This is a genomic window from uncultured Ligilactobacillus sp., assembly GCF_948826705.1.
Taxonomy (GTDB): Bacteria; Bacillota; Bacilli; order Lactobacillales; family Lactobacillaceae; genus Ligilactobacillus.
In genome coordinates, this window is sequence record NZ_CAQLEL010000112.1 from 65,111 (window position 1) to 91,350 (window position 26,240).

The 26,240-nt window shown below is 40.8% G+C and carries 28 protein-coding genes and 1 other annotated feature; of the genes, 27 read left to right on the plus strand and 1 reads right to left on the minus strand.

The window, feature by feature from the left end; all coding sequences use genetic code 11:
- Positions 1-4 precede the first annotated feature (4 nt).
- From mreD to Q9Q35_RS07930, 8 genes are all read left to right on the plus strand, one after another.
- Complete coding sequence (gene mreD / locus Q9Q35_RS07895) at positions 5-523, plus strand: rod shape-determining protein MreD (RefSeq protein ID WP_304652877.1); 519 nt, start codon at positions 5-7, stop codon at positions 521-523.
- Positions 524-542: 19 nt separating this feature from the next.
- Positions 543-1,205, plus strand: a complete 663-nt coding sequence (locus Q9Q35_RS07900) for a septum site-determining protein MinC (RefSeq protein WP_304652878.1) — start codon at positions 543-545, stop codon at positions 1,203-1,205.
- A complete protein-coding gene (minD, locus tag Q9Q35_RS07905; protein ID WP_304652879.1) occupies positions 1,206-2,012 on the plus strand; it encodes a septum site-determining protein MinD in 807 nt (268 codons plus the stop codon). It begins immediately after the preceding gene.
- Positions 2,013-2,068: 56 nt separating this feature from the next.
- Positions 2,069-2,302, plus strand: a binding site (T-box leader).
- A 57-nt stretch (positions 2,303-2,359) separates the two neighbouring features.
- Complete coding sequence (locus Q9Q35_RS07910) at positions 2,360-3,007, plus strand: amino acid ABC transporter permease (protein WP_304652880.1); 648 nt, start codon at positions 2,360-2,362, stop codon at positions 3,005-3,007.
- A 12-nt stretch (positions 3,008-3,019) separates the two neighbouring features.
- Positions 3,020-3,658 carry an amino acid ABC transporter ATP-binding protein gene (locus Q9Q35_RS07915; RefSeq protein ID WP_304652881.1) on the plus strand — a complete coding sequence of 213 codons (639 nt, stop codon included), beginning with the start codon at positions 3,020-3,022 and terminating at the stop codon, positions 3,656-3,658.
- A gap of 14 nt (positions 3,659-3,672) precedes the next feature.
- The gene (locus Q9Q35_RS07920; RefSeq protein ID WP_304652882.1) at positions 3,673-4,491 is read left to right on the plus strand and encodes an amino acid ABC transporter substrate-binding protein; all 819 of its coding nucleotides are present in this window, start codon (positions 3,673-3,675) and stop codon (positions 4,489-4,491) included.
- A 69-nt stretch (positions 4,492-4,560) separates the two neighbouring features.
- Entirely contained in the window at positions 4,561-6,024 is a 1,464-nt protein-coding gene (cls, locus tag Q9Q35_RS07925; RefSeq protein WP_304652883.1) for a cardiolipin synthase, read from the plus strand.
- Positions 6,025-6,041: 17 nt separating this feature from the next.
- Entirely contained in the window at positions 6,042-6,971 is a 930-nt protein-coding gene (locus Q9Q35_RS07930; protein ID WP_304652884.1) for an alpha/beta hydrolase, read from the plus strand.
- Between the two features lie 52 nt (positions 6,972-7,023).
- Here Q9Q35_RS07930 and Q9Q35_RS07935 read toward each other — a convergent pair whose 3' ends face one another.
- Positions 7,024-7,140 carry a DUF4044 domain-containing protein gene (locus tag Q9Q35_RS07935; protein WP_304652885.1) on the minus strand — a complete coding sequence of 39 codons (117 nt, stop codon included), beginning with the start codon at positions 7,138-7,140 and terminating at the stop codon, positions 7,024-7,026.
- 197 nt (positions 7,141-7,337) lie between these two features.
- On the opposite strand from Q9Q35_RS07935, the gene Q9Q35_RS07940 reads away from it, so the two are divergent.
- The 19 genes from Q9Q35_RS07940 to Q9Q35_RS08030 form a co-directional block, all read left to right on the plus strand.
- Entirely contained in the window at positions 7,338-7,715 is a 378-nt protein-coding gene (locus Q9Q35_RS07940; RefSeq protein WP_304652886.1) for a DUF3397 family protein, read from the plus strand.
- Positions 7,716-7,921: 206 nt separating this feature from the next.
- A complete protein-coding gene (rsmH, locus tag Q9Q35_RS07945; protein ID WP_304652887.1) occupies positions 7,922-8,869 on the plus strand; it encodes a 16S rRNA (cytosine(1402)-N(4))-methyltransferase RsmH in 948 nt (315 codons plus the stop codon).
- A gap of 13 nt (positions 8,870-8,882) precedes the next feature.
- Positions 8,883-9,251, plus strand: coding sequence for a cell division protein FtsL (gene ftsL / locus Q9Q35_RS07950; protein ID WP_304652888.1), 369 nt, complete (start codon positions 8,883-8,885; stop codon positions 9,249-9,251).
- On the plus strand, positions 9,248-11,395 hold the full coding sequence (locus tag Q9Q35_RS07955) for a penicillin-binding transpeptidase domain-containing protein (RefSeq protein WP_304652889.1): 2,148 nt from the start codon (positions 9,248-9,250) through the stop codon (positions 11,393-11,395). The genes ftsL and Q9Q35_RS07955 overlap by 4 nt, the downstream gene beginning before the upstream one ends.
- A gap of 28 nt (positions 11,396-11,423) precedes the next feature.
- Positions 11,424-12,386, plus strand: coding sequence for a phospho-N-acetylmuramoyl-pentapeptide-transferase (mraY, locus tag Q9Q35_RS07960; RefSeq protein WP_304652890.1), 963 nt, complete (start codon positions 11,424-11,426; stop codon positions 12,384-12,386).
- A 21-nt stretch (positions 12,387-12,407) separates the two neighbouring features.
- Entirely contained in the window at positions 12,408-13,778 is a 1,371-nt protein-coding gene (gene murD, locus Q9Q35_RS07965) for a UDP-N-acetylmuramoyl-L-alanine--D-glutamate ligase (RefSeq protein ID WP_304652891.1), read from the plus strand.
- 1 nt (position 13,779) lies between these two features.
- On the plus strand, positions 13,780-14,874 hold the full coding sequence (gene murG, locus Q9Q35_RS07970) for an undecaprenyldiphospho-muramoylpentapeptide beta-N-acetylglucosaminyltransferase (RefSeq protein WP_304652892.1): 1,095 nt from the start codon (positions 13,780-13,782) through the stop codon (positions 14,872-14,874).
- A gap of 160 nt (positions 14,875-15,034) precedes the next feature.
- Positions 15,035-15,736 (plus strand): cell division protein FtsQ/DivIB, encoded by a 702-nt coding sequence (locus tag Q9Q35_RS07975; protein ID WP_304652893.1) that lies wholly within the window; start codon positions 15,035-15,037, stop codon positions 15,734-15,736.
- A 152-nt stretch (positions 15,737-15,888) separates the two neighbouring features.
- Positions 15,889-17,235: a cell division protein FtsA gene (gene ftsA / locus Q9Q35_RS07980; protein WP_304652894.1), complete on the plus strand. Its 1,347-nt coding sequence runs from the start codon at positions 15,889-15,891 to the stop codon at positions 17,233-17,235.
- A 26-nt stretch (positions 17,236-17,261) separates the two neighbouring features.
- Positions 17,262-18,518 (plus strand): cell division protein FtsZ, encoded by a 1,257-nt coding sequence (gene ftsZ / locus Q9Q35_RS07985; protein WP_304652895.1) that lies wholly within the window; start codon positions 17,262-17,264, stop codon positions 18,516-18,518.
- Between the two features lie 17 nt (positions 18,519-18,535).
- The gene (locus Q9Q35_RS07990; RefSeq protein WP_010688742.1) at positions 18,536-18,973 is read left to right on the plus strand and encodes a cell division protein SepF; all 438 of its coding nucleotides are present in this window, start codon (positions 18,536-18,538) and stop codon (positions 18,971-18,973) included.
- A 10-nt stretch (positions 18,974-18,983) separates the two neighbouring features.
- Positions 18,984-19,238: a YggT family protein gene (locus Q9Q35_RS07995; RefSeq protein ID WP_370648890.1), complete on the plus strand. Its 255-nt coding sequence runs from the start codon at positions 18,984-18,986 to the stop codon at positions 19,236-19,238.
- Between the two features lie 17 nt (positions 19,239-19,255).
- Positions 19,256-20,038 (plus strand): RNA-binding protein, encoded by a 783-nt coding sequence (locus tag Q9Q35_RS08000; RefSeq protein WP_304652896.1) that lies wholly within the window; start codon positions 19,256-19,258, stop codon positions 20,036-20,038.
- 24 nt (positions 20,039-20,062) lie between these two features.
- Complete coding sequence (locus tag Q9Q35_RS08005; protein WP_304652897.1) at positions 20,063-20,809, plus strand: DivIVA domain-containing protein; 747 nt, start codon at positions 20,063-20,065, stop codon at positions 20,807-20,809.
- A gap of 313 nt (positions 20,810-21,122) precedes the next feature.
- On the plus strand, positions 21,123-23,918 hold the full coding sequence (gene ileS, locus Q9Q35_RS08010) for an isoleucine--tRNA ligase (protein WP_304652898.1): 2,796 nt from the start codon (positions 21,123-21,125) through the stop codon (positions 23,916-23,918).
- A 100-nt stretch (positions 23,919-24,018) separates the two neighbouring features.
- Entirely contained in the window at positions 24,019-24,561 is a 543-nt protein-coding gene (locus Q9Q35_RS08015; protein WP_304652899.1) for an NUDIX hydrolase, read from the plus strand.
- Between the two features lie 10 nt (positions 24,562-24,571).
- Positions 24,572-24,796 carry a hypothetical protein gene (locus Q9Q35_RS08020; protein WP_304652900.1) on the plus strand — a complete coding sequence of 75 codons (225 nt, stop codon included), beginning with the start codon at positions 24,572-24,574 and terminating at the stop codon, positions 24,794-24,796.
- Between the two features lie 21 nt (positions 24,797-24,817).
- The gene (locus tag Q9Q35_RS08025; protein ID WP_304652901.1) at positions 24,818-25,504 is read left to right on the plus strand and encodes a 5'-methylthioadenosine/adenosylhomocysteine nucleosidase; all 687 of its coding nucleotides are present in this window, start codon (positions 24,818-24,820) and stop codon (positions 25,502-25,504) included.
- Between the two features lie 12 nt (positions 25,505-25,516).
- Positions 25,517-26,240 (plus strand): cysteine desulfurase family protein (locus tag Q9Q35_RS08030; RefSeq protein ID WP_304652902.1); only part of this gene is annotated, 724 nt, incomplete at its 3' end.

A 26,240-nucleotide genomic window follows, 5' to 3' on the forward strand; every position in this document is an offset into this window, starting at 1 on the left:
AATGATGGCAAATTCCAAGCTAAAATATTATTTTCCCCTAGGGTTGATCATCTGCATCGTTTTGGACGGGACGTTTAGTAGCTTATATGCTCAGTATTTTTTTACAAGTTCGCTTTCGATCGAGAGTCGTTTGACTTTGCTATGGCTAGTGATGGCGATCTTCTATGGCGAAGTTGACCGTTTGATGTTGTGGGCATTTATTGCTGGGGTGATCTTTGATATGTACTATACGGGGATCTTAGGGATCTTTATGATCATTTTTCCTTTGATCATTTATTTGAATCGAGAAGTGTATCGTTTTTTCACTTCTAACTTTATTGTGGTACTATTAATATATCTGATAGATGTTACGCTCGTTACGGCTTTGGCATATTGGGCCAACTCTTTGATCGGTCTGACGACAACTGGTTCAGCTGATTTTGTGGTTCAGACTTTAGGGCCGTCACTGGCGTATAACTTGGCGGTATTTTCGCTATTATTTATCCCAGTCAAAAATTTCTTTGAGAAGTATTCTTCTCGATAAATAAGGAAGGTGCAAGCTGATGCAGGCAGCTGTGTTAAAGGGCTACAAAGACGGATATGAACTGATCATACGTGATAATGCAGATTTTGATCAAGCCCTATCCGAATTAAAAGACCTATTTCGAAAACTACAACTTGATACTGTCGGTGAAGAAAAACAGATCTCATTTACGGTCAATACCGAAAAACGCTTGTTGGGTGCAAAACAAAAGCAAAAGATCGAAGAGTTAGTTGGAAATTATCCTCGTTTTTCGATCTATAAGTTTGTTTCTGATGTGGTAGATACTAAAGATGCACTTGAATTTATGGAAGAACATACAGTTCATGTCAATAGTGATACGATCCGTAATGGTCAAGTCAAGTTGATCAAAGGCGATGTCTTGTTTTTAGGCAATATCCATAAAGGTGGCATTTTACAAGCGACCGGGAGTATCTTTGTTTTAGGCGATGTCGAAGGGATCTTACATGCTGGTTACAATGATAATGTGATCGCAGTGATCGCTGGGAATTTTAAACGAGCACAACAAGTTCGGATCAGTGATCTAGTGGACATTATCGAGCCAGATATGCAAGCTGATAAAGTCGTTGCTTATGTCAATGACCTGCATGCTTTAAGTTATACGACGCTTGCTGAATTAAAAACACTTAGGCCTAAAATTTTTACACAAATAGGAGGGTTTTAAATGGGAAAATCGATCGTTATTACATCGGGGAAAGGCGGTGTTGGTAAGACAACTACGACTGCTAATCTCGGAACTGCCTTAGCTTTAATGGGCAAAAAAGTCTGTCTGGTCGATCTAGATATCGGTTTAAGAAACCTAGATGTTATTTTAGGCTTAGATAATCGGATCATTTACGATATCATTGATGTGGCGCAAGGTAGAGCTAAATTACCCCAAGCCTTGATCAAAGATAAGCGCTTCGGCGATAATTTATTCCTGTTGCCTGCAGCTCAAAATACGGATAAATCAGCGCTTGAACCAGAAGAGGCTAAACAGATCGTTGCTGAGTTACGGTCTGAATTTGACTATGTGTTGCTCGATTGCCCAGCTGGGATCGAACAAGGCTTTGCTAATGCGGTAGCAGGTGCTGATGAAGCGATCGTAGTCTCAACACCTGAGATCTCGGCAGTTCGTGACGCTGATCGGGTAGTAGGACTGCTTGAACAACAAAATTTAGAAGAACCACCGATGCTTATCATCAATCGGATCAAAAAAAAGATGATGCACGATGGTCAGATGATGGATGTTGATGAGATCACGCGTCATTTGTCGATCAAATTGATCGGGATCGTCTTTGATGATGATAATGTAATTGGTTTTTCTAACAAGGGTGAACCTGTTATCCTAGATGAAAAGAGTGAAGCATCTAAGGGATATCGTAATATCGCACGTCGCTTAGAGGGTGAAACGATCCCATTGATGACACTCAAAGAAGACGAACAAGGTGGCTTTTTCAAGAAGATGAGTTCTTGGTTCAAACGTAAATAAGCCAGATTTGTTGTTGACAGTTTTACCGATAAATGGTAATCTTTATGAAAAATTATTTAACGATATCGAGCGGAAGAGTAGAAGATGTTTACCTGAAAAAGAGACTATCTGGGAGCTGAAAAGGATAGAGGTGGCATTTTTGAACCACATCCGTGAATTGGTACACTGAACACAAAGCAGTAGGTGTATCCGGTCAGAAGTCCGTTACACTTGAGTTAAGTTAACTCACTGAGACTCCTTTTGCGAGAAAGGAGTAAATATGAGGTGGAACCGCGTAAAACGCCCTCTTGGATCTTTTCCAAGAGGGTATTTTTTTACCAGTAAGTTAAAAAATGGAGGAATTTGGGATGGATTATATCATGGAAGTCATGCCCTCGTTGATTTCAGGTATGGGAGTGACCTTATCAGTATTTTTTTGGACCTTAGTTGGCTCTTTGCCTCTAGGGTTGATCGTTTCTTTAGGGATGATGTCACGGTTTAAGATACTTCAAAAAATATTAGGCATCTATGTTTGGCTGATGCGGGGGACACCGCTGTTATTGCAGTTGATCTTTGTCTTTTATGGACTCCCACTATTAGGAACGGGGATAGTGTTACCACGTTATGAAGCTGCATTGGTGGCATTTATTTTGAACTATACAGCATATTTTGCCGAGATCTTTCGTGGGGGACTACAATCGATCGATAAAGGGCAATATGAAAGTGCTAAAGTCTTACGTTTGAGTTACTGGCAAACGATCCGCAAAGTCGTAGCTCCACAAGTGATCAAGATCGTGATCCCTTCGATCGGTAATGAAGTGATCAACTTAGTCAAAGACTCGAGTTTAGTTTATGTGATCGGTCTAGGGGATCTCTTGCGGGCTGGTAATGTTGCAACAAGTCGTGATGTGACTTTAGTACCACTATTATTAGTGGGAGCGATGTATTTGATGATGACAGCTTTTTTCACTTATGTTTTGAAAAAGGTCGAGCAACACTATAGTTATTGGAAATAAGGAGTGATCAACATGCTAGAACTAAAAGAAGTAACTAAAAAATTTGGCGATAAGACGATCTTAGATCATGTTGATCTGACTGTAGAAGATGGCAAGATCTTGTGTATCGTAGGACAATCCGGTGGTGGCAAGACCACACTTTTACGATGTATCAGTGGTCTAGAGCAGATCGATAGTGGGCAGATCTTGGTGGATGGGGTCGCCTTTGATCCATATGTCAATAGCACTAATGATGCTGTGATCGGTGTCGTCTTTCAAGAATACAATCTTTTTCCACATTTGACCGTGTTACAAAATGTGATGTTAGCTCCAACGATGGTCTTAAAAAAAGACAAGAAAAAAGTACAAGTAGAAGCCCAAGAACTTTTGCAAAAGTTAGCGCTTGGAGATAAGGGTGATCTTTACCCTTGGCAATTGTCTGGGGGACAAAAACAACGAGTCGCGATCGCACGCGCCCTAGCGATGAAGCCACGGATCTTATGTTATGATGAACCTACTTCAGCTTTAGATCCAGGCTTGCGAGATACTGTCAAAGAGATCATTTTGGACCTAAAGAAAGATGAAATGACACAGATCATCGTCACGCACGATATTGATTTTGCTGAAGAGATCGCTGATGATATTTTACGTGTGAAACCACTGGCTAATTAAAGGAATTGAGATAGATGAAACGATATTTAAAATTACTAGCGCTTGGTTTAAGTCTAAGTCTCTTATTAGTCGTTTCGGGCTGCAATGATGTCAAAAAAAGAGCAGATACGGTCGATACTTGGCAACAGATCGAGCAAAAAAAGCGGGTCGTGATCGGACTAGATGATAGTTTTGTACCAATGGGCTTTCGTCAAAAAGATGGCAAGCTCGTTGGATATGATATCGATCTAGCTAAGGAAGTCTTTAAATTGTACGGGATCACGCCTGATTTTCAGACGATCGACTGGTCAATGAAAGAAACTGAATTGCGCAACCAAACGATCGATCTGATCTGGAATGGCTATACGAAGACGGATGAACGGGCTAAAAATGTGGCTTTCAGCCAGCCATATCTAAAGAACGAACAATACTTAGTAAGTAAAAAAAGCCAACAGATCATAAATGATAGTGCCATGAAAGGGAAGATCTTAGGCTTACAAAGTGGATCTTCGGGCTATCAAGCCTACTTGGATGAACCAAAAGTTTTAAAACAATATGTAAAAGAAGCGATCCAATACGATACATTCAACAATGCTTTCATGGATCTAGATGCTGATCGGATCCAAGGTCTATTGATCGATAGTGTTTATGCCAATTACTATATTGCACACAAAAAAGATCCAGCTAGTTATCGGAAAGAAAACGCTGGATTTGCGTCTGAAGATTTTGTAGTCGGGCTACGCAAGGGAGACAAGACCCTTCAAAAGAAGATCAATGAAGCGTTTAAAGTTTTAAAGGAAAATGGGACGTTAGAGCGTTTGAACCGTAAATGGTTCGGTGAAAATGTAAACTGACCCTGACAGCTTTAAAACTAAGGTGTATACTAGGTTAATGATCATATAATGGAGGGGTAGAATTTAATAATGGACACATTAGTTAGTGTGCTGATAGTGATATTACTATTGAACGTCATTGCAGCGATCATCACAGTTTTTAAAGAAAAACGTGATATTACAGCAACTTGGGCTTGGTTATTGGTGCTCAATCTATTGCCAGTGATCGGTTTTGGGATCTATCTATTAGTTGGGAAAAAGATCTCCAAAGAAAAGATGTTTGATCTAAAAATGCAAGAGCGGCTCGGGATCGATCAGCTCGTTGAGTTGCAAAAAGAACAATGGCAAGAAGAAGAGCTTTTACCAGAAGGGTTGCGTACACCCGAAGCACGCCAAACAGTTCGTTTGTTACTTGAAACTGATCAAGCGATCTTGACCAAAAATAATCAAGTCGATATTTACGATGATGGTCATGATAAGTTTGCTAAACTACTAGCCGATATCGATGCTGCAAAGCATCACGTTCACTTGGAATATTATTCTTTTTTCAGTGATCGGATCGGTAATAAGATCTTAACCAGCCTTGAAGCAGCGGCTAAACGTGGTGTTAAAGTACGCGTGATCTATGATAGCATGGGATCGCGAGGACAAAAACGGCATTTCTTTGACAATTTGGAAAAATTTGGTGGTGAGGCAGAACCATTCTTTGCTTATAAAAAAGCTTGGATCCACAGCCCACGGATCAATTATCGTGAGCACCGTAAACTAGCGATCATTGATGGGATGATCGGCTATATCGGTGGCTTTAATATTGGTGATCAGTATCTCAGTCGTTCCAAGAAATTTGGTCATTGGCGTGATACGCATCTACGCGTTGTCGGTAATGCTGTTATCGCCATGCAATCACGCTTTTTGATGGATTGGAACGCAACGATCAAGAATGTTCGGGGCAAAGAACCAGTTAAATATGATGAGAGTTTGTTCCCATTGCAACGACAAAAAGGTAATGTTGGTCTACAGATCATCTCCTCAGGACCAGATAGTGAAGTTGAAGCGATCAAGAAGGGCTATCTCAAATTGATCAGTGGGGCAAATGACTACATTTACATTCAAACTCCGTACTTGATACCAGACGATTCAGTGTTAGAAGCGTTAGTCGTAGCGGCCTTATCTGGGGTCAAAGTCAAGATCATGATCCCTTGTATGCCAGATCATGCATTTGTTTATCGGGCAACTGAATATTATGCTAAAGTTTTGGTCGATAGCGGGGTCGAAGTTTATACTTATGATGATGGTTTCTTACATGCTAAGACGTTTGTCGTCGATTCACAGATAACTTCAGTTGGTTCAGCTAACCTTGATTTTAGAAGCTTTAAATTAAACTTTGAGGCAAACGCTTTTGGCTATGATCGTAAATTGGCACTTAAACTCAAGGAGCTCTTTGAAGCCGATCTAGCTAAGTGTACAAAATTAACACCAGAATATTTTGAACGTCAGTCACGTTGGCGTAAATTTAAACAATACTTTTCAAGATTGTTATCACCGATCTTGTAGGCAAAAGGGAAAGAAAGATGAAAAAGCACAGAAAAAAGATCATTATTGGGATCATTGGACTATTATTGTTGATCTATGTTGGGGTAAATGGCTACCTTGTTAATTATGCTTTTGTGCGTGATTCGGCCAATTTGGGATCACCAGCACCTAAAAAAGCTGCACTTTTGAAGAAAGATCAAGCCTGGTTGGCCCAGACTAAGCAACAAACTTGGACAGAAAAGTCAGCTGATGGTAAGTTGACGTTAAAGGCGCGCTATGTGCCAGCTGAAAAAGCAACAAATGAGACGATCGTGATCGCTCATGGGTATCGCGAAAATAGCTTGCGGATGGCAAGTTACATTCGGATGTTTCATGATCTAGGCTACAACGTCTTAGCACCTGATGATCGTGGAGCAGGTAGAAGTGAGGGACGCTATATCACTTTTGGTTGGCAAGATCGGCTAGATTATCAAAATTGGCTCAAACAGCTCATTGCTAAAGAGGGACAAGATTCCAAGATCGGTCTGTTTGGAGTGAGTATGGGTGGTGCTACGGTTATGATGATGAGTGGTGAAAAATTACCTAAGCAAGTCAAAGTCATCGTCGAAGATTGTGGTTATTCATCGATCAACAAAGAATTAGGGACACAATTGAGCGCACAATTTGGTCTACCTAAAGAACCGATCTTGACGACAGCTAGTTGGGTGGCTCATCCATTTATCGGATTTAATTTCAAAAATGGAAGTGCAACTGAACAACTAAAACAAAATAAATTACCGACCTTATTTATCCATGGAAGTAAAGATCGTTTTGTCCCAACGGAAATGGTGTATGAAAATTATCAAGCTAGTGCTGGTAAAAAGGAATTATGGGTCGTAAAAGGAGCTTCCCATGGGATGTCCTATTACCAAGATCCAACGATATATACTGACAAAGTTGGCGCTTTCGTCGCTAAATATATGAACTAAAAAAGGAGCAGCCTGAAAATTGGGCTGTTCCTTTTTTAGTTCATCATTACTTTTAGAAGAAAGCACTAAGTGAGCCGAGGATCACACTACCAAGTGTGAAGATCAACATGAGCCAAACAACGATCATGGTGATCTTTTGAAATGTTGTGCGTTTCTTTTTTTCTCTCACGGTACTCGACACCTTTCCGATTTTTACTATACTATACCTTTAAAGGTTGGTCGCTGTCAAATCTCACAGTACAAGTGAGCTGTTAGTTTCTTTTGATGAAGCGTTAAGATTTCCTTGTTTTTGGTGGGTCTATAATTGATTTGTAGCAAAAATACTTGGTATAATAGGGATAATATTTTAAATTGAGGATGGTAGTGATGTTTACAGCGATCGCAACGTGGTATATCATGCCAATTGTAATTTTGATCATTTGGATGGCATTGACATTTTTAAAGAAAAATTTCGCTAAATATTGGCCTAAACGCTTAAGGATCATTGATATCATGATGCTTATATTATTACTAGGGATCCACGGACTTTCGGTCACTTTAACGGGGCTTTCGTTATTACCGTTTTTAGCATTTGCGGCTAGTGCTTTTGGTCTAGTTTTGACTGTGTATTTAGTGTACATCGAAGATGATTTTCGGGTCCGCCGTTTTTTTGTGGTCTACTGGCGGACTTTAGATATTTTTATCGTTGGAATGTACATTATTTTATTGTTGATCGAGGTCACAAGCTTTTTAGGTATTATGTAAGTTAAATGCGAACAAGCTAATATTTAGTAAATATCTAAAACGTTTTATAAAAATCGTGAATTTGTTAGTTATTATTGTGGTTCAAAGTGTGGAACTATGGTAATATCTAATTGTATAACATATATTTAATACATATTTTGATGATCGCTTTTTGATCATCGTTATACATTGGGATCAAGAAAGATGAAAGCTGTAGGAATTAGAAAATGACGGAATTTAATCATGTGACTGTGCTATTAGAAGAAGCAGTTGAACAACTCAATATCAAACCAGACGGCGTATACGTCGATTGCACTTTAGGTGGTGGAGGTCACACCAGTTTAATTTTGTCAAAGCTTTCAGATAAAGGAAAATTGTTCTCGTTTGACCAAGATCAAACTGCGATCGATTACAATACTAAACGTTTACAAAATGAGTTAGCTAGTAAAAAGTTGACCTTTATCAAAAGTAACTTTCGTGATCTAAAGGAATGTTTAGCAGAGCAACAGATCACTAAAGTTGACGGGATCTTATATGACCTAGGTGTTTCTTCACCACAATTTGATGTAGGTGAACGTGGCTTTAGTTATCAACACGATGCAACACTGGATATGAGGATGGATCAAAGTCAAGCTTTGACTGCTAAAATGGTGATCAATGATTGGTCTTACCAAGAACTAGTCCGGATCTTCATGCGCTATGGCGAAGAAAAATTTGCTAGATCGATCGCCCGGCGGATCGAAGCCGCTAGGCAACAAGCGCCGATCGAAACAACAGGGCAACTAGTTGACCTGATCAAAGCTGGGATCCCGGCCAAAGCCCGACGCAAAGGGGGCCATCCAGCTAAGAAAGTTTTTCAAGCGGTCCGCATAGCAGTCAATGATGAGCTGGGTGCTTTGGAAGAGTCGTTAGATCAAGCCTTTGAAGTACTTGATATTGGTGGTCGGATCAGTGTGATCACGTTCCAGTCGTTAGAAGATCGGTTAGTTAAAACGATGTTCAAAGAAAAAGCGAGTTTGCCTGAACTTCCCGCCGGATTACCAATCATTCCAGCTGAACTTGAACCAGAATTTAAATTGATAACACGTAAACCGATCTTACCGTCTGAAGCAGAACTTAAAGCTAATCATCGGGCGCACTCGGCTAAATTAAGAGCAATTGAAAAATTAAAGTAAAGGATGTGAGACTTTGGCACAAGCAGCAAGAAAACTCGAAACACCTCAAGCATTACCGACAAAAACTACGCTAGATCAGCAACCACAAAATACAACTGGACAGTTGCGAAAAATGTATTTTAAACAAGAACGCAATGCAGCGATCGCTTTAAGTGTGTTGTTAGTGGTCATGTCATGTTTGGTGATCTGGTCGAATACGGCTGTGACCAAGACCCAAGCAACGATCCAAGATATCAATCAAAAAGTCTCAACTTTACAGACTTCAAATGCTAACATGAAAGAGGAGATCAGTGAACTGTCTAGCCGGACACGTTTGATGGAGATCGCCAAGGATGTTGGTTTACAAATGAATGATAAAAACATAAGGAATGTTACCAAATGAGTACTAAAAAACGGCAGATAAATGTAAAACAAGACCCGCGAAATCGCAGTTATTTTGGAAGAGCGTTATTTTTCATCGTCATCATCGTCTTTCTTACATTTATTGGTCGTTTTTTTTATGTGGGTTTGACACACACGGCTCACGGAAAAAATCTGACCAAATTAGCACAGACGATGTATGCCGAACAAACTGAGATCAAAGCAAAACGTGGGACGATCTATGATGCACAAGATCAACCGATCGCAGAAGATACAACGACTTATTCGATCTATATCGTCTTATCTAAATCGGCGAAGACCCTTGAAGGCAAACCAGACTATTTGCAAGATTCACAAAAAGCTAAAGCTGCTAAGGTCTTAAGTCAAAATCTAGGGATGAATTATGATGATCTACTCAAGCTCTTTGATGCTGACGATGGTCTCTATCAAGTTGAGCTTGGTAGTAAAGGTAAGCATATCTCAATGGAGACTAAAAAAAATATCGAGGCCGCTAAGATCAGCGGGATCAAATTTACGCCTGCCCAAGCACGTTTATATCCTAACGGGGTTTTTGCGTCCCACTTAGTTGGTCTAGCAGAAAATGAACAATCCCACTTAGTTGGGGTAATGGGCTTAGAAAAGGTTTTTGAAAAGCAATTAAAGGGTGTCAACGGGGTCAATAAGCTCGCCATCGATTCACGTGGGACGACTTTACCTAATTCTAAATCGCAAAGTAAGCCCGCTAAAGATGGTGACAATGTTTATACCACTTTAGATACACGGACCCAGACTTATTTAGAGACTTTGATGAATAAAGCCCAAGAAACTTATAAGCCAAAATCGATGACAGCTGTTTTGATGAATGCCAAAACTGGCGAGATCATTGCTGCGAGTCAACGTCCGACTTTTAACCCTCAGACTGGTGAAGGGCTAAATGATATGTGGCGCAATATCTTGTTAGAAGATACCTATGAACCAGGTTCGATCATGAAGATCTTGACGATGTCAGCAGCGATCAATAGTGGAAACTATAATGCTAACGCCACCTTTAAGTCAGGGTCTTATCAGATCGATGGTCAACGGATCAATGATTGGAATACGACTGGTTGGGGTGATATTACCTATCGTGAAGGTTTCATTCGTTCCTCAAATGTTGGGATGGCTAAGCTAGAACAGGCAATGGGGGAAAAGACTTGGTTAAATTACATCAAAAAATTTGGTCTTTTGAAGTCAACGAATGCTGGCTTAGGTAATGAAGCAGCGGGTAGTATTGAATATAAATATCCGATCGAACAAGCTAATACTGCTTTTGGTCAAGGGATAAATGTGACAGTCTTTCAAATGCTACAAGCAATGTCGGCTGTGGCTAATAATGGTAAGATGGTCAAACCTTATCTAGTAAGTAAAGTTGTTGACCCAAATAATGGCAAAACAGTCTTTTCGCAATCACCAACTGTGGTCGGAAAACCGATCAGAAGCTCAACTGCTAAAGAAGTTCGTGAAATGATGCAAGATGTTGTGACTGACAAAGACGGGACTGGGACTGCTTATAAGATCGATGGCTATGATGTTGGGGTCAAGACTGGGACGGCTCAGATCGCCAACGAAAATGGAACAGGCTATTTAAGTGGTGAGACTAATTATCTTTTCTCCGTTGCTGGGATGGCACCGATAGATGATCCTAAGTACATCTTATACATCACGATGAAACAGCCTAAGACTTTTGCTGATCAAGGTGAAACAGGAATGTTAGCTTCTATTTTTGATCCTTTGATGAAACGAGTTTTGGATGAGGAAAATGACTCAAATGATGAAAAGGCACAGACTAGTGTCCCAGATGTGAAGGGGATGTCACCTAAAGAAGCTAGTGAAGAAGTGACCCAAAGTGACTTAGTACCAGCAATAGTTGGAGAAGGTAAAAAGATCATTAAACAATCACAGACCGCAGGCACGAGTATGTTGACTGGTGAGCGTGTGATCTTAATCACAAATGGAACGCTGACGATGCCAGATATCACTGGTTGGTCGCGACTTGATGTGATGAAATTATCAGAACTGACTGGTATTGACTTAGACGTACAGGGGAATGGCTATGTTACTAAGCAAAGCATTGCACCTGGCGAGAAGCTAAGTAAGCAAACCAAATTGACAATTGAATTAAAATAGATAGAAAAAAAGAGGAAGGAAAAATAACATGACTATTTTTCAAATGTTGATCCCGGTGATCAGTAGTTTAGTATTGACTGCTTTATTTACACCGATGTTTATCAGCTATGCACACAAAAAAAAGCAAGGACAGATGATCCGTGAAGAAGGGCCAAGTTGGCACCAAATAAAAGCGGGAACTCCAACGATGGGGGGCTTTGTCTTTAATTTAGCGATCATCGTTACGGGGCTTTGGGTCCCATTAGGCTTGCACATGCTGAGTCCTAAGATCTTGGTCTTAGATTTTATCTTACTGTTATATGGCTTTTTGGGTTTCTTTGACGATTCTGTTAAGTTATGGAAAAAGCAAAATGAAGGATTGAAGCCTTGGCAAAAATTATTGGGGCAAATAATCGGAGGCTTGATCTTTTTAGCCGTCTATCACCATGAAAAGTTGCCCTTTGCGCTTTCATTTTTTGGACACGAGGTCACTTTAGGCTTCGTTTATGTTTTGTTTGTGCTTTTTTGGTTGGTCGGCTTTTCAAATGCGGTCAATTTGACCGATGGGATCGATGGTTTGGTATCAGGTCAAGCGATCATTGCCTTTGGTGCTTATGCGATCATCGCTTATCACCAAGCACAATACGATGTTTTGATCTTCTGTTTATCTGTGATCGGAGCTTTGATCGCCTTTTTAGGGTTCAATCATAAACCGGCCAAGATCTTCATGGGTGATACTGGTTCTTTAGCTCTAGGGGGAGCTTTAGCAGCCGTTTCGATCATCTTACATCAAGAGTTATCGTTGTTGGTGATCGGGATCATCTTCGTATTAGAGACACTTAGTGTGATCTTACAAGTAGCAAGCTTTAAATTGACTGGCAAACGGATCTTCAAGATGAGTCCGATCCACCACCATTTTGAAGAATGTGGCTGGAGTGAATGGCGTATCGATCTAACTTTTTGGGCAATTGGTCTAGTAGCTGCGGTCATTGCAGTTATGACGATAATTTAATATCAAAGGAAGTCGTTAGATATGAAAAATGTGACAGATTATAAGGGTAAAAACGTATTAGTCGTTGGTTTAGGTAAAAGTGGGCTCAATAGTGCCTATCTGTTAAAAGAGCTCGGAGCAAATGTAACGGTAAATGATAAGAATATTCCAACAGATAAGCAAGTCTTGACTGAGCTGGAAAATGCCGGTATCAAGGCAGTTGTTGGCTCACATCCGCTTACTTTGTTGGATGACGTGGAATTGATCGTCAAAAATCCTGGGATCCCATACACGAATCCTTTGATCGCTGAAGCACAAAAAAGGGGCTTTTTGATCATCACCGAGCCAGAATTGGCGTATGAGATCGCTGACGCTGAACTAGTAGGTGTTACTGGGACAAATGGAAAGACGACAACGACGACTTTGATCTCCTTGATGTTAGATCATCTAAAGAACAAAAATAAGGCCTATGCTTGTGGTAATATCGGGATCTCAGCTGTTAAAACAGCACAAAAAGCAAGCGCTGATGATATCTTAGTCATGGAACTCTCCAGTTTCCAATTACTTGGGATCACTAAGCTCCATCCTAAGATCTCGGTCTTGACTAATATTTACGAAGCTCATACTGATTATCACGGTTCACGTGAAAATTATGTCAAAGCTAAGATGCGTTTGTTGAAAAATCAAACAGAAGCTGATCACTTTGTAGTCAATTTTGATCAAGCTGAATGGCGTGAGCTTAGCCAACAAGCTAAAGCTAAGGTCGTACCATTCTCACGAACAGCCTTTACTAAAGAAGGTGCCTACGAAGAAGATGGGATCTTATATTTCAAAGATGAAGCGATCATGCCTGCTGATGAGATCAAAGTTCCCGGAACGCACAACATTGAAAATGCCTTGGCAGCGATCGCAGTGGCCAAACTCATGGGAGTAGCAACAGCTGATATCGTAGAAGTATTGCAGACTTTTTCGGGAGTCAGACATCGAACTCAATACGTAACAACGTTTAATGGACGTAAGTTTTACAATGACTCCAAGGCAACCAATATCGAAGCAACTGAAAAAGCACTTGCCGGTTTCAAAACACCAGTTGTTTTGTTAGCTGGTGGGCTAGATCGTGGCTTTACTTTTGAGCGTTTAGTACCATATCTAAAAGAACATGTCAGTGCTTTGGTCGTCTTTGGTGAGACCAAAGAATTATTGAAAGCAGCCGGAAAACAGGCTGGTCTAGAACAGATCGTCGAGGCTAAAGATGCAGTCGACGCTGTGCCTAAAGCCTATGCTCTCAGTCGACCAGGTGATACGATCTTATTGTCACCAGCATGTGCAAGTTGGGATCAATGGAAGACATTTGAAGAACGTGGCGATAAATTTATCGAAGCAGTAGAAAATTTAGAAAAAAAGGATGAATAGTATGCGACTATTAGTATCTGGTGGCGGAACGGGTGGTCATATCTACCCAGCGCTAGCACTGATCGAAGCTATCAAACAACAACGACCTGACACAGAGGTTTTATATGTCGGGACAACTAAGGGATTAGAGAGTAAGATCGTTCCCAATGCTGGGATCTCATTTAAAACGATCGAGATCCAAGGCTTTAAACGTTCACTTTCACCTGAAAATTTTAAGACAGTATATCTCTTTTTAAAGAGTGTGCATGACTCTAAAAAGATCATCAAGGAATTCAAACCAGATGTTGTGATCGGGACTGGTGGTTATGTTTGTGGAGCAGTGGTGTATGCGGCTGCCAAAATGAAGGTCAAAACGATCATTCACGAGCAAAATAGCGTTGCTGGTGTGACGAATAAATTTTTGAGCCACTATGTTGATAAAGTTGGGATCTGTTTTGATGATGTGAGATCTGATTTTCCAGCTAAAAAAGTTGTCTTTACTGGTAATCCACGGGCACAACAAGTAGCTACAATGAAGCCAACGGGGCGCTTAGCTACAGAATACCAACTTGATCCAAACAAAAAGACGATCTTGATTTTTGGTGGTTCACGTGGGGCGTTAGGTATCAACAATGCTAGCTTGGAAGCGATAGAATATTTCAAAGATCAGCCATATCAAGTATTATTTGTGACGGGACGTGTTCATTATGATAAGATCATGGAAGATAGTCGTGTCAAGGACTTGCCAAAAAATGTAGTGATCAAGCCATATATTGCTGACATGCCGTCGATCTTACCCGAGATCGCTGCGATCGTTGGTCGCGCTGGAGCAACTAGTTTGGCCGAGATCACTGCGCTAGGGATCCCAACTATCTTGATCCCTAGCCCATATGTCACACATGATCATCAAACTAAAAATGCTCAAAGTTTAGTAAATAAAGGAGCAGCTTTGATGATCAAGGAAAATGAGCTTAGTGGCAAAGTCTTATTTGAAAATATCCAAGCGATGATGGCTGATCCACAAAAACAAGCACAAATGGCAGCTAATGCTAAAAAAGCAGGTGTGCCAGATGCAGCTGATCGTTTGATCAAGGTGATGAAAGATTTACTAAACTAGTAGTTAGTGAGAGGGGCTGAAGAGGATCAGATTTTGGAAGAAAAAGAAGCCAGTTGTCCCTAATCAGAAACTTCAACCATGGCTCGAAAAACAAGCAAAACGCGGTCAGGCCAAGCAAAAGCCACCAGCAAAAGATCTGTTCAATGGTAAATTGATCCGGTTGACTGAACAGCGCAAAAAAGCATTGCGTCAACAAGCGTTATTTCCATTAGTCTTTTTTTCGATAATGACATTATTGACGCTTTGTTTGATCTTGCCGATCAGTCGCGTTAGATCGGTGACAGTCGATTCAAATGATAAACAGTTACGCGTGGCAGTCATCAAAGCCAGTGGACTTCATTATTATGAATCCTTGTTTAGTGTCTGGTTCAATGCTAGCAAGATCGAAAATAAGATCCAGCGCAAAGTAGGCTTAGTTGAGCAGGCGACATTGCGCTATGTAGATGTTAACAATGTAGTGATCGACGTGAAAGAAGATCCCCAAGTTGGTTATATTTATCGGAATAATAAGTATTATAAGATCGGAACGACTGGACGGCCTTTGAGTGAAGGAACTCCTTTAGTAAAAGGCAGTTACCCTGTATTTTATAATTTTAAAGATAAGGCCAAGTTGAAATTAGTAGTTACAAAAGTACAGGAATTACCTACTGAATTGAAAAAATCCGTCTCGGAGATCCACTATGCCCCATCTAAAGTAAATCCAGATCGGATCAAACTTTACATGAATGATGGCAATGAGGTCGTCGCCGATCTTTCGACGCTGACAAAGAAAATGGAATACTATCCTCAGATCGCGACTAAAATGGATCAAAAAGGCATCGTTGATCTTGAAGTTGGGGCGTTTTCATACCCTAAAAATTAAGAATTAGAAATAACTAAAATGTTGTGAACTAAATTTTTTATTTTGGGGGGTTGACAAGTAGCCAATTACTATATTTATGTGTTAAAATTAACCTATTGAATTTAAATAATAAACAATGAGAACATTATTAAAATCATAAGGGAGGCAAATTGATGGGAAACTCTAGTATCTATGTTGGCATAGACATCGGTACGACTTCGATTAAAGTCATAATAGCTGAGTATCTCAAAGACCAGATCAACATAATCGGTTACGGTAATACACGTTCTGCCGGTCTCAATCGTGGAGTGATCGTTGATATTGACCAAGTTGTTAAGGCGATAAAAGAAGCTGTGAAGCAAGCCGAAGAAAAGGCAAATATTCAAATTTCTGAGGTGAGCGTTGGTGTTCCAGCTAATATGCTCCAAATAGAGCGTTGTAAAGGGATGATCGCCATCGGAAACGAAGACGGTAACTCTAAAGAGATCAGTGATATTGATGTTCGGCGTGTGACCGAAGCTGCTTTGGTCCAAAATTTACCACCTGAACGCGATGTGATCGATATTGTTCCAGATGAATTTATCGTTGATGGCTTTGATGGGATAAAAGACCCACGAGGTATGGTCGGCGTCAGATTAGAGATGCAAGGAGTAATGTACACAGGTCCCAAGACGATCTTACATAATACTCGTAAATGTATCGAACGGGCAGGATTAAAGATCAAAGATATGATCGTAGCTCCACTTGCGTTATCTCAAGTTGCATTGACCGATGGCGAAAAGGACTTTGGAGCTATCTTGATCGATCTTGGCGGAGGTCAAACGACTGCTGCTGTGGTCCACGATCATCAATTGAAGTATACTTATGTCGATCAAGAGGGGGGCGATTATGTGACCCGTGATATTTCGATCGTCTTGAATACTTCGATCGAAAATGCTGAGATCTTAAAACGAAATTATGGCTATGCCGATGAAACATTAGCTTCAAATGAAGATACTTTCCCGGTAACTGTTGTAGGACAACAAGAACCAGAGATGATCACTGAAGGGTACTTAGCTCAGATCATTGAAGCTCGTTTACAGCAGATCTTTGGTAAGTTAAAAGCTGATCTAGATCGGATCAATGCTTTACAGTTACCTGGGGGGATCATATTAACTGGTGGCTTAGCTGCCTTGCCAGGTGTCAAAGAATTGGCTCAAAAGATCTTTGGGGTCAATGTTAAAGTCTTTATTCCTCAAGAGATGAATTTACGGATCCCATCTTTTGCACAGGTCATCGGGATCGTAGAATACGTCACGCAAGAAAATGAGATCGATCAGATCGTCAGACGAACGCTCGACGGTCAAGAATTCATCAGTGAACCAAAAGTAAATCAGATCGACGAAGATGAGCAACAAGATGTCGAGACTGATTTTGATCCAGTAGCTGATGAGTATGATACACCTAGGGATAAAAAGAAAGATGATAAACCTAAGGGCATAGATCGATTCAAGGCGATATTTGACAAATTCTTTGACTAAAAGATTAGGAGATGGAGGAATATAGAATGGAATTTTCATTAGACGCAGATCAAATGGAACATGGTGCCACAATTAAGGTTATTGGTGTTGGTGGCGCTGGCGGTAATGCGGTCAACCGTATGATCGCTGATGACGTTAAAGGGGTAGAATTTATCGTTGCAAACACAGATGTGCAAGCATTGAAGAATTCTAACGCTGAAACAAAGATCCAATTAGGGCCTAAATTGACTCGTGGATTGGGTGCAGGAGCTAACCCTGAGATCGGAAGTAAGGCTGCTCAAGAAAGTGAAGAAGCTTTAGCGGAAGCCTTGAGTGGTGCCGATATGATCTTTGTCACGGCTGGTATGGGCGGTGGCACTGGTACCGGTGCTGCACCGATCATTGCTAAGATCGCCAAAGAGCAAGGAGCTTTAACGGTTGGGGTCGTGACTCGCCCATTTAGTTTCGAAGGTCCAAAGCGTGCCCGTTTTGCTGCTGAGGGTGTAGCAAAGATGAAAGAGCATGTTGATACTTTGGTTATTATCGCTAACAACCGCTTGCTTGAGATCGTTGATAAGAAAACACCGATGTTACAAGCTTTCCAAGAAGCTGATAACGTGTTACGTCAAGGTGTGCAAGGGATCTCTGATCTGATCACCTCACCAGGTTACGTGAACTTGGACTTTGCCGACGTTAAGACAGTGATGCAAAATCAAGGTTCGGCTTTGATGGGTATCGGTTCTGCTAACGGTGAAAACCGAACTGAAGAAGCGACTAAGAAGGCTATCTCTTCACCATTGCTCGAAGTTTCGATCGATGGTGCAGAACAAGTCCTATTAAACATTACTGGTGGTCCAGATCTAAGCCTATTTGAAGCTCAAGCTGCTTCAGATATCGTTTCACAAGCAGCTACAAGTGATGTCAATATCATTTTTGGGACTTCGATCAACGAATCCTTGGAAGATAACGTAGTCGTGACTGTGATCGCAACTGGGATCGATAAAAAGAAAAAAGAAAGTAGCACATCTAAAGTTGTACCACCGCGGACATTCAATACACCAACGCCAAGTGCACCAGAAAACAATACGGCTGCACGACCAGCGCAAAATAATGATCCATTAGGTGATTGGGATCTTTCACGTGAGATCAACGGTACGAGAAAATCAGCTCAACAACGTGAGACGGAATTTCAAAATGTTGAGAAGAAGGATTTTAACGTCTTTGGTTCCAATTCTTCAGCTGAACAAAGTAGTGACGAAGACGATCTAAATAATCCACCGTTCTTTACTCGGCGCCGTCATTAAGACAAGGAGGCTGAAAAATGTCATTTTCAAGCAAACTCAGTAGTTTCTTCAGCGCAGATGATGATTTTGAAAATTATGAAGAAGAGCCACGTGAGGAAAGTTATCCAGAATCTAAGGCTACCACTGAAAGTCGAGATGAGAGAAACGTAATGGCTTTGCACAATGAACGTCGGCCACTTGAAAAGAAGATCATGTTGTTTGAACCTCGGATCTTTTCTGATGTTAAGGCGATCGCTAGCAAGCTTTTAGCAGGGCAAGCAGCAGTCGTTAATTTTCAAAGGATCGATGATGAGCAAGCACATCGCGTAGTTGATTTTCTTTCAGGCGTAGTTTTTGCCGTCGATGGTGAGATCCAACGCATCGGTGAACAGATCTTTTTATGTACTCCGCATGACTTTGAAGTTGAAGGCAACTTGACTGATACGATGCGTAATGGTGATTATAAGTATAATTAAGGAGAATAATTTGGGAATATTAAGTCTTATCAGTAGTTTATTTAGTTTGTACTCTTTTTTGATCATCGCCTACTGTTTGTTATCTTGGTTTCCAGGCGCTTATCAGACCCAGTTAGGCCAATTATTGATCAAAGTGTGCCAACCATATTTACGGTTATTTGATTTTATTCCACCGATCGCAGGGATCAGTTTTGCTCCGGTGATCGCATTGATCGTTTTACAGTTTGTTGAAAAAGGAGTCTTTATGTTGTTTTATCTCTTTTAGTGAAATGGGGGAGTATGGTGAATAGTGTGGTCTATCAACATTTTCGCGTAGAAGAAAAGCCATTGATCGATTCATTGAGCGATTATATCAATCAAGCGCAAAATGAATACCGCCCGATCTTGACACACTTCTTAGATCCTAGACAACAGCATATTGCCCAGTTCTTATTGCAGGCTGATGATATGATCAAAGTCAAAGCTGACGGAGGTTTTGCTCAAGCAGAAAGAAAGCGGCTCTTATTTTATCCTGACTATTATGAACCACAGGCAAAGGATTTTGAGTTGCAGCTGCTAGAGATAAACTATCCAACTAAATTTGTGTCGTTGACCCACGGACAAATTTTAGGGACTTTGGCAAACAGTGGGTTAGAGCGCGATGTTTTAGGCGATATTATCACAGATTCACAGCGTTGGCAGATCGTCGTTCAAAAAAATATCAGTGATTATCTGCTACAACAAATCGAACGGATCGGTAAGATCAATGTTCGCCTGTCAAAAAGACCACTGGCTGAGCGACTTGTTCCTAATAATGATTGGGAACTTGAAACTGTTTCGACCAGTTCGTTTCGGATCGACACGGTGATCGCAACAGTCTATAATATATCGCGTAACCGTGTCAAGGAGTTGATCAATGCCAAGAAAGTCCAGCTAAATTGGATGGTGTTGACCAAACCAGATACAGAATTGGGTGCTTTAGATATTGTTTCGGTCCGTGGTTTTGGCCGGATCAAGTTGATCGATGTATTAGGCAAATCAAAGCGAGGTAAGTTGCGCTGTGAAGTTGCTGTAATTAGAAAATGATTTAAAAATTTGGAGGTGTTGGGGATGTCATTGACCCCTTTGGATATTCATAATAAAGAGTTTCATACCAAGTTACGTGGTTATGATCAAGATGAAGTCAACGATTTCTTAGATCAGATCATCAAAGACTATGAATTAGTCTTAAAAGAAAATGCACATTTAACTGAGAGCTTGAAACAAAGCCAGGAAAAATTAAAGTATTTCAATGATTTAAAAGATTCTTTGAATCAATCGATCATCGTTGCTCAAGAAGCTGCTGATAAGGTCAAAGCTAATTCGCAACGTGAAGCTGAGATCATCAATCGTGAAGCTCAAAAGCAAGGACAAGATATTATTGACCAAGCAAATGAAAAAGCACGTCATATTATCGATGAAGCTTCCAAGAAATCAAAACGTTTGGCTTTGGAGACTGACGATCTGCGCAAGCAAGCTCGTATCTTCCGCCAAAAGCTTCAAGTTATGTTGGAATCGCAGCTTGAAGTTGTTAAAGGTAGTGAATGGGACGATATTTTGCAACAAGGTGAAACAACGAGTTATGAAGCGATCCAAGAAGCAATTCGTCACGATGATACCCTTGACAAATCCAATGCAAAAGAAGTAAAATCATTCTCAAATGATACAGACGCAGAAAATGAAGTTTATGTTGCTGACAATACACCTGTGAGTGAACCAGTTGAAGAAACAAAAGAGACTGAAACAGTTGTTATCTTCCCTGATTCTAACGACAATGCTAGTTCACAACGGTTTGCTGATGACAGCAACAACAACTAGGCGTCTAGCTTAACAGATATATTGCTAAGATTATAAGAGAACACGGACCTCTTTTTATGATGTCAGCGAGCCGGAAAAATGGTGCAAGGACCGGCCATCCTCTGAATTTAGGTTTATCATCTCTTTTTTATCGAACTGAAATCAAGTAGGTTTGGTCGGTTGATCGCGTTATATGATCAAAGAGTGGAATTTATTTAAATTCTTAAATTGGGTGGTACCGCGAGATCTCGTCCCTTTGTGGACGAGATCTTTTTGTTTTATCAAAAAGAAAGGATAGCTGTGTCTTACCACCTGAGCACAGTGGGTAAAGAGTATGCGAATCAAAGATACTTTGAACTTAGGGAAAACCAAATTCCCAATGCGCGGCAATTTGCCTGTTCGTGAATTAGAACGTCAAAACGAATGGGAAGAAAATAAGGTTTACGAAAAGCGCCAAAAATTAAATGAAGGTAAACCAACTTTTGTCTTACATGATGGACCTCCATATGCCAATGGTAACATCCACATGGGACATGCGATGAACAAGATCTCAAAAGATATTATTGTCCGTGCTAAGTCAATGATGGGCTTTAGAGCGCCATATGTGCCTGGCTGGGATACACATGGGTTACCGATCGAACAACAGCTCAAAAAAGCTGGGGTCGACCGTAAAGCTTTATCTGTAGCTGATTTCCGTGAAAAATGTCGCGAATATGCTTTAGAACAAGTTGATAAGCAACGGACCGATTTCAAACGTTTAGGGGTCGCAGGCGAATGGGATGACCCATATGTGACTTTAGATCCTGAGTATGAAGCTCAACAAATTCGTGTCTTTGGTAAGATGGCGCAAGAAGGGCTTATCTACAAAGGTAAGCGTCCTGTTTATTGGTCTTGGTCATCAGAATCTGCTTTAGCTGAAGCCGAAGTTGAATACCATGACGTGACTTCGCCATCTGCTTTCTATGCAGAACGAGTTCTTGATGGCAAAGGTGTCTTAGATGAAGATACATACATGGTCGTATGGACAACGACACCATGGACGATCCCAGCTTCAGAAGGTATCACTATCGATGCTTCTTTTGATTATGCGGTGGTCCAACCAGCTGGTGAAGAACGTAAATTCGTGATGGTAGCTGATCTGATCCAAAAGAATGCTGAACTATTCGGTTGGAAAGATGTTAAGACTTTGAAAGTCGTTAAGGGTCGAGAACTTGAATACATTACAGCACAACATCCATTCTATGAAGATCGTGAATTATTAGTCATGTTAGGTGACTTTGTAACGACTGAATCTGGTACAGGTTTAGTCCACACAGCTCCTGGTTATGGTGATGATGACTACAAGATGGGGATGAAGTATGGATTAGAGATCTTTGCTCCGATCAATGATACGGGTCATTTGACAGCGGAATGTGGTCCTGAATTTGATGGTGTCTTCTATGAAGATGCTAATGAAGTTGCTTTAGACAAATTACGTAAAGCTAACTTGCTCTTAAAGGAAATGGATTATTCTCACAGCTATCCATTTGACTGGCGGACTAAAAAGCCGATCATCTTCCGAGCAACACCACAATGGTTCGCTTCGGTCGATAAGATCAGAGATAACATTTTGAATGCGATCAATGAAGTTAAGTTCTTACCTGAATGGGGTCAAAAACGTCTCTACAATATGATCCGCGACCGTGGTGACTGGGTCATCTCGCGGCAACGTGTTTGGGGCGTTCCACTTCCGATCTTCTATGCTGAAGATGGAACAGCGATCATGGAAAAAGAAACGATCGAGCATGTGGCTAAATTAGTCGAAGAACACGGTTCAAACATTTGGTTCAAGTTAGATGCTAAAGATCTGTTGCCAGAAGGTTACACTAACGAACATTCACCAAATGGTAAGTTCACTAAAGAAACTGACATTATGGATGTGTGGTTTGACTCTGGTTCTTCCCATCAAGGTGTTTGCGCCCAACGTGATTACTTGACCTATCCAGCTGATCTTTACTTGGAAGGATCTGACCAATATCGTGGTTGGTTCAACTCAAGTTTGATCACAAGTGTGGCGGTTTCTGGACATGCTCCATACAAGCAGATCTTATCTCAAGGTTTCACCCTGGACGCTGAAGGACGTAAGATGAGTAAGTCATTAGGTAACACGATCGTTCCTGAAGAAGTTATCAAGAAGATGGGGGCTGAGATCATCCGCCTTTGGGTCTTGAGCGTTGATACTTCAGCTGACGTTCGTGTCTCAATGGAAAGTTTTGCTCAAATTTCTGAAAGTTACCGTAAATTCAGAAATACGATGCGTTTCTTACTAGCTAACACAACAGATTTCGATCCAGCTAAAGATACCGTACCATTTGACGAACTCGAAGCGATCGATCAATACATGTTGATCTTAGTCAATAAGTTTACCAAAGAGATCTTGGATGACTACGCTAACTACAACTTCATGGATATTTACAAGAAGGTCATCAATTTTGTAACGACAGAATTATCTGCTTTCTACTTGGCAGTAGCTAAAGATGTGGTTTATGTCGAAGCAGCAGATTCTAAGAAGCGTCGTTCGATGCAAACTGTTCTATACGAAACAGTTGTCCGTTTGGCTAAATTGATGACACCAGTAGTGCCACATACAACTGAAGAAGTTTGGAACTTTGTCAAAGAACCTGAAGAATATGTACAATTAGCTGAAATGCCTGCAGTTGAACATTTCGATAGTGAAGCACAGATCGTGGAAAACTGGACTCGTTTCATGAAAGTTCGTTCCCATGTTTTGAAGAGTTTAGAAGAAGCCCGCAATCAAAAATTGATCGGTAAATCTTTTGAAGCTCATGTAACACTTTATGTTTCTGAAGGTGTAAAACAAGAATTGGCTAACTTAGGTGCTGATGTTCGTGAAGCCTTGATCGTATCACAATTAGATGTCGTTGATCTAGCTGATGCTCCAGCAGATGCGGATGATTATGGTGAAGTTAAGATCAAAGTTGAACATGCTGCTGGTGAAACTTGCCCACGTTGCCGTCGGATCACGTCTGATGTTGGTACTGACGAACGCTTCAAGGAATTATGTGCTAGCTGTGCTAAGATCGTCGCTAATAACTTTCCCGAAGCTGTTACTGAAGGTTTAGAAAAATAATATTTCCCAACAAGCTGTGTTTTTGCCGTGGCAAGAGCATGGCTTGTTGATGTTTAGTCAGATCGTATTTTTTGCTATAATGACAAGTGAGGTGAACGAAATGGATTTTGAAGAAAAAGTTACAAATGTTGAACATTTATTTGATGGTAAAGTGATCGATCTTGATCGTGAAACAGTGATCCTTCCAAATGGAAAAGAAGCTTTGCGTGAGATCGTACGTCATCATGGTGCTGTTGGTGTGATCGCGATCACACCTCAAGATAAAATGGTCTTTATCAAGCAATGGCGCTCACCTTTAGGGCAAGTGACCTTAGAGATCCCAGCGGGAAAGATCGAGCCCGATGAACAAAATTCGCCTTTAGAAACTGCAACACGTGAGTTGAATGAAGAGGCGCGTTACATGGCGGAAAATTTAGAATTAGTGATGCCTTTTTACACATCACCTGGTTTTGCTGATGAAAAGATCTATTTATATCACGCAAGTGGTTTAAGTCCAGTAAAAACTGAATTACCACAAGATGAAGATGAATTTTTAGAAAAGGTCGAATTGACTTTACCCGAAGCTTTAAAAGCCATGCAAGAAGGTTTGATCTGCGATAGTAAAACGATCATGGCCGTAATGTTTTGGCAATTGATGAATTAGGTAACTGCCAATGACAGAAAACAATCCAGAAGAAAAACCATTGCGTCGGAGTAAAAAAGCGGTCGAGAACGCAGAAGATACCGGTTTTAGCAGAACTAAGACGCGTCAAAAACAAAAATTAGAAAGTCAAGCAGAAAAGACAAAGCAGTTAGCAAGAAAACTGAATTATGCCATTATCGGTTTGATCGTTGCGATCATCTTAGTTTTTCTTTTTATGCGTTTTGTCAATTTCTAAGTTTAGAAAGGTCGTTTATTGATGAAGTATGGAATTATTTGTGCGATGGAAGAAGAGATCAAGGAATTGCGGGCTCAGTTGACCCACAGTACTGAAAAAATATTAGGTGGGATAGCTTTTTATGAAGGCCAGCTCAACGGGCATGATGTTGTTTTAGTGCGTTCGGGGATCGGTAAAGTCCAAGCAGGTGTGACGACAGCATTATTGATCGTTGAATTTGGAGTCGATCACTTGATCAACTCGGGTTCAGCTGGCGGGATCGGTGAAGATCTTAGTGTCGGTGATGTGGTTTTTTCAACTGGGGCAGCTTATCATGATGCTGATGCAACAGCATTTGGCTACCTACCAGGGCAGTTACCACAGCAACCGCAGATCTACCCAGCTGATGAAAAGTTGTTGCATGCTTTAGAAAAAGCAGCTAGAAAAGCGGATCTGACGACTAAGAACGGCTTGATCGTCACTGGTGATCAATTTGTGGCTTCAAGTGATAAGATCCAAGCGATCAAAGAGATCTACCCTAAAGCGCTTTGCTGTGAAATGGAAGGTGCTGCGATCGCACAAGTGGCTTATCAATTTAAAGTGCCATTTGTCATCGTACGGGCAATGTCAGATGTCGGTGATGAAGATGCGGGACAAACATTTGATGAATTTATCATTGATGCTGGCAAGCGTTCAGCTAAGATGATCTTAAATTTGATGCAAGATTAGTGAGGAATAAACGTGAATAATATTTATTTGGATAATGCTGGGACAACTCCGATGGATCCAGCTGTTATCGAAACGATGACGGAGATGATGCATACCGTTTTTGGCAATGCTTCGGCGACTAATTCTTTTGGTCGCAAAGCGCATAGCATTTTAGAGCAAAGTCGTCAAAAAATAGCTGCTTCGATCAATGCACAAGATCCTAATGAGATCATTTTTACGAGCGGTGGGACAGAAAGCGATAATACTGCGATCATCCAAACTGCTTTGAAGCGAAAAGAAGAGGGGCGACATTTGATCACGACCATGATCGAGCACGAAGCTGTTTTAAAACCAATGGCTTATTTGGAAGAAAATGGCTATGAGGTGACTTATTTACCAGTTGATAAAAATGGTGTGATCTCGTTGGATGACCTAAAGCAAGCTTTACGGCCAGATACGATCTTAGTTTCGATCATGACGGGCAACAATGAAGTTGGTAGTCATATGCCGATAACTGAGATCGGAGCTATCGTGGCTAAAAGCAATGCTTGGTTCCATACTGATGCAGTCCAAGCTTATGGGATCTTAGATATCGATGTCAAACGCGATCAGATCGATCTCATGTCAACTTCGGCTCATAAATTGAATGGACCAAAACAAATGGGCTTTTTATACGAACGTGAAGGCCTTGGGCTAGCACCCCATCTTATGGGGGGCGATCAAGAAATGAAAAGACGGGCTGGAACAGAAAATATCC

Coding starts and splice junctions, on each gene's coding strand:
- mreD (WP_304652877.1), top strand. CDS start 5: ATGGCAAATTCCAAGCTAAAATATTATTTTCCCCTAGGGTTGATCATC.
- Q9Q35_RS08015 (WP_304652899.1), top strand. CDS start 24,019: ATGGATTTTGAAGAAAAAGTTACAAATGTTGAACATTTATTTGATGGT.
- Q9Q35_RS07990 (WP_010688742.1), top strand. CDS start 18,536: ATGTCATTTTCAAGCAAACTCAGTAGTTTCTTCAGCGCAGATGATGAT.
- ftsZ (WP_304652895.1), top strand. CDS start 17,262: ATGGAATTTTCATTAGACGCAGATCAAATGGAACATGGTGCCACAATT.
- murG (WP_304652892.1), top strand. CDS start 13,780: ATGCGACTATTAGTATCTGGTGGCGGAACGGGTGGTCATATCTACCCA.
- Q9Q35_RS07930 (WP_304652884.1), top strand. CDS start 6,042: ATGAAAAAGCACAGAAAAAAGATCATTATTGGGATCATTGGACTATTA.
- Q9Q35_RS07915 (WP_304652881.1), top strand. CDS start 3,020: ATGCTAGAACTAAAAGAAGTAACTAAAAAATTTGGCGATAAGACGATC.
- Q9Q35_RS08025 (WP_304652901.1), top strand. CDS start 24,818: ATGAAGTATGGAATTATTTGTGCGATGGAAGAAGAGATCAAGGAATTG.
- rsmH (WP_304652887.1), top strand. CDS start 7,922: ATGACGGAATTTAATCATGTGACTGTGCTATTAGAAGAAGCAGTTGAA.
- Q9Q35_RS08020 (WP_304652900.1), top strand. CDS start 24,572: ATGACAGAAAACAATCCAGAAGAAAAACCATTGCGTCGGAGTAAAAAA.
- murD (WP_304652891.1), top strand. CDS start 12,408: ATGAAAAATGTGACAGATTATAAGGGTAAAAACGTATTAGTCGTTGGT.
- minD (WP_304652879.1), top strand. CDS start 1,206: ATGGGAAAATCGATCGTTATTACATCGGGGAAAGGCGGTGTTGGTAAG.
- mraY (WP_304652890.1), top strand. CDS start 11,424: ATGACTATTTTTCAAATGTTGATCCCGGTGATCAGTAGTTTAGTATTG.
- ftsA (WP_304652894.1), top strand. CDS start 15,889: ATGGGAAACTCTAGTATCTATGTTGGCATAGACATCGGTACGACTTCG.
- cls (WP_304652883.1), top strand. CDS start 4,561: ATGGACACATTAGTTAGTGTGCTGATAGTGATATTACTATTGAACGTC.
- Q9Q35_RS07940 (WP_304652886.1), top strand. CDS start 7,338: ATGTTTACAGCGATCGCAACGTGGTATATCATGCCAATTGTAATTTTG.
- ileS (WP_304652898.1), top strand. CDS start 21,123: ATGCGAATCAAAGATACTTTGAACTTAGGGAAAACCAAATTCCCAATG.
- Q9Q35_RS07955 (WP_304652889.1), top strand. CDS start 9,248: ATGAGTACTAAAAAACGGCAGATAAATGTAAAACAAGACCCGCGAAAT.
- Q9Q35_RS07910 (WP_304652880.1), top strand. CDS start 2,360: ATGGATTATATCATGGAAGTCATGCCCTCGTTGATTTCAGGTATGGGA.
- Q9Q35_RS07920 (WP_304652882.1), top strand. CDS start 3,673: ATGAAACGATATTTAAAATTACTAGCGCTTGGTTTAAGTCTAAGTCTC.
- Q9Q35_RS07900 (WP_304652878.1), top strand. CDS start 543: ATGCAGGCAGCTGTGTTAAAGGGCTACAAAGACGGATATGAACTGATC.
- Q9Q35_RS08005 (WP_304652897.1), top strand. CDS start 20,063: ATGTCATTGACCCCTTTGGATATTCATAATAAAGAGTTTCATACCAAG.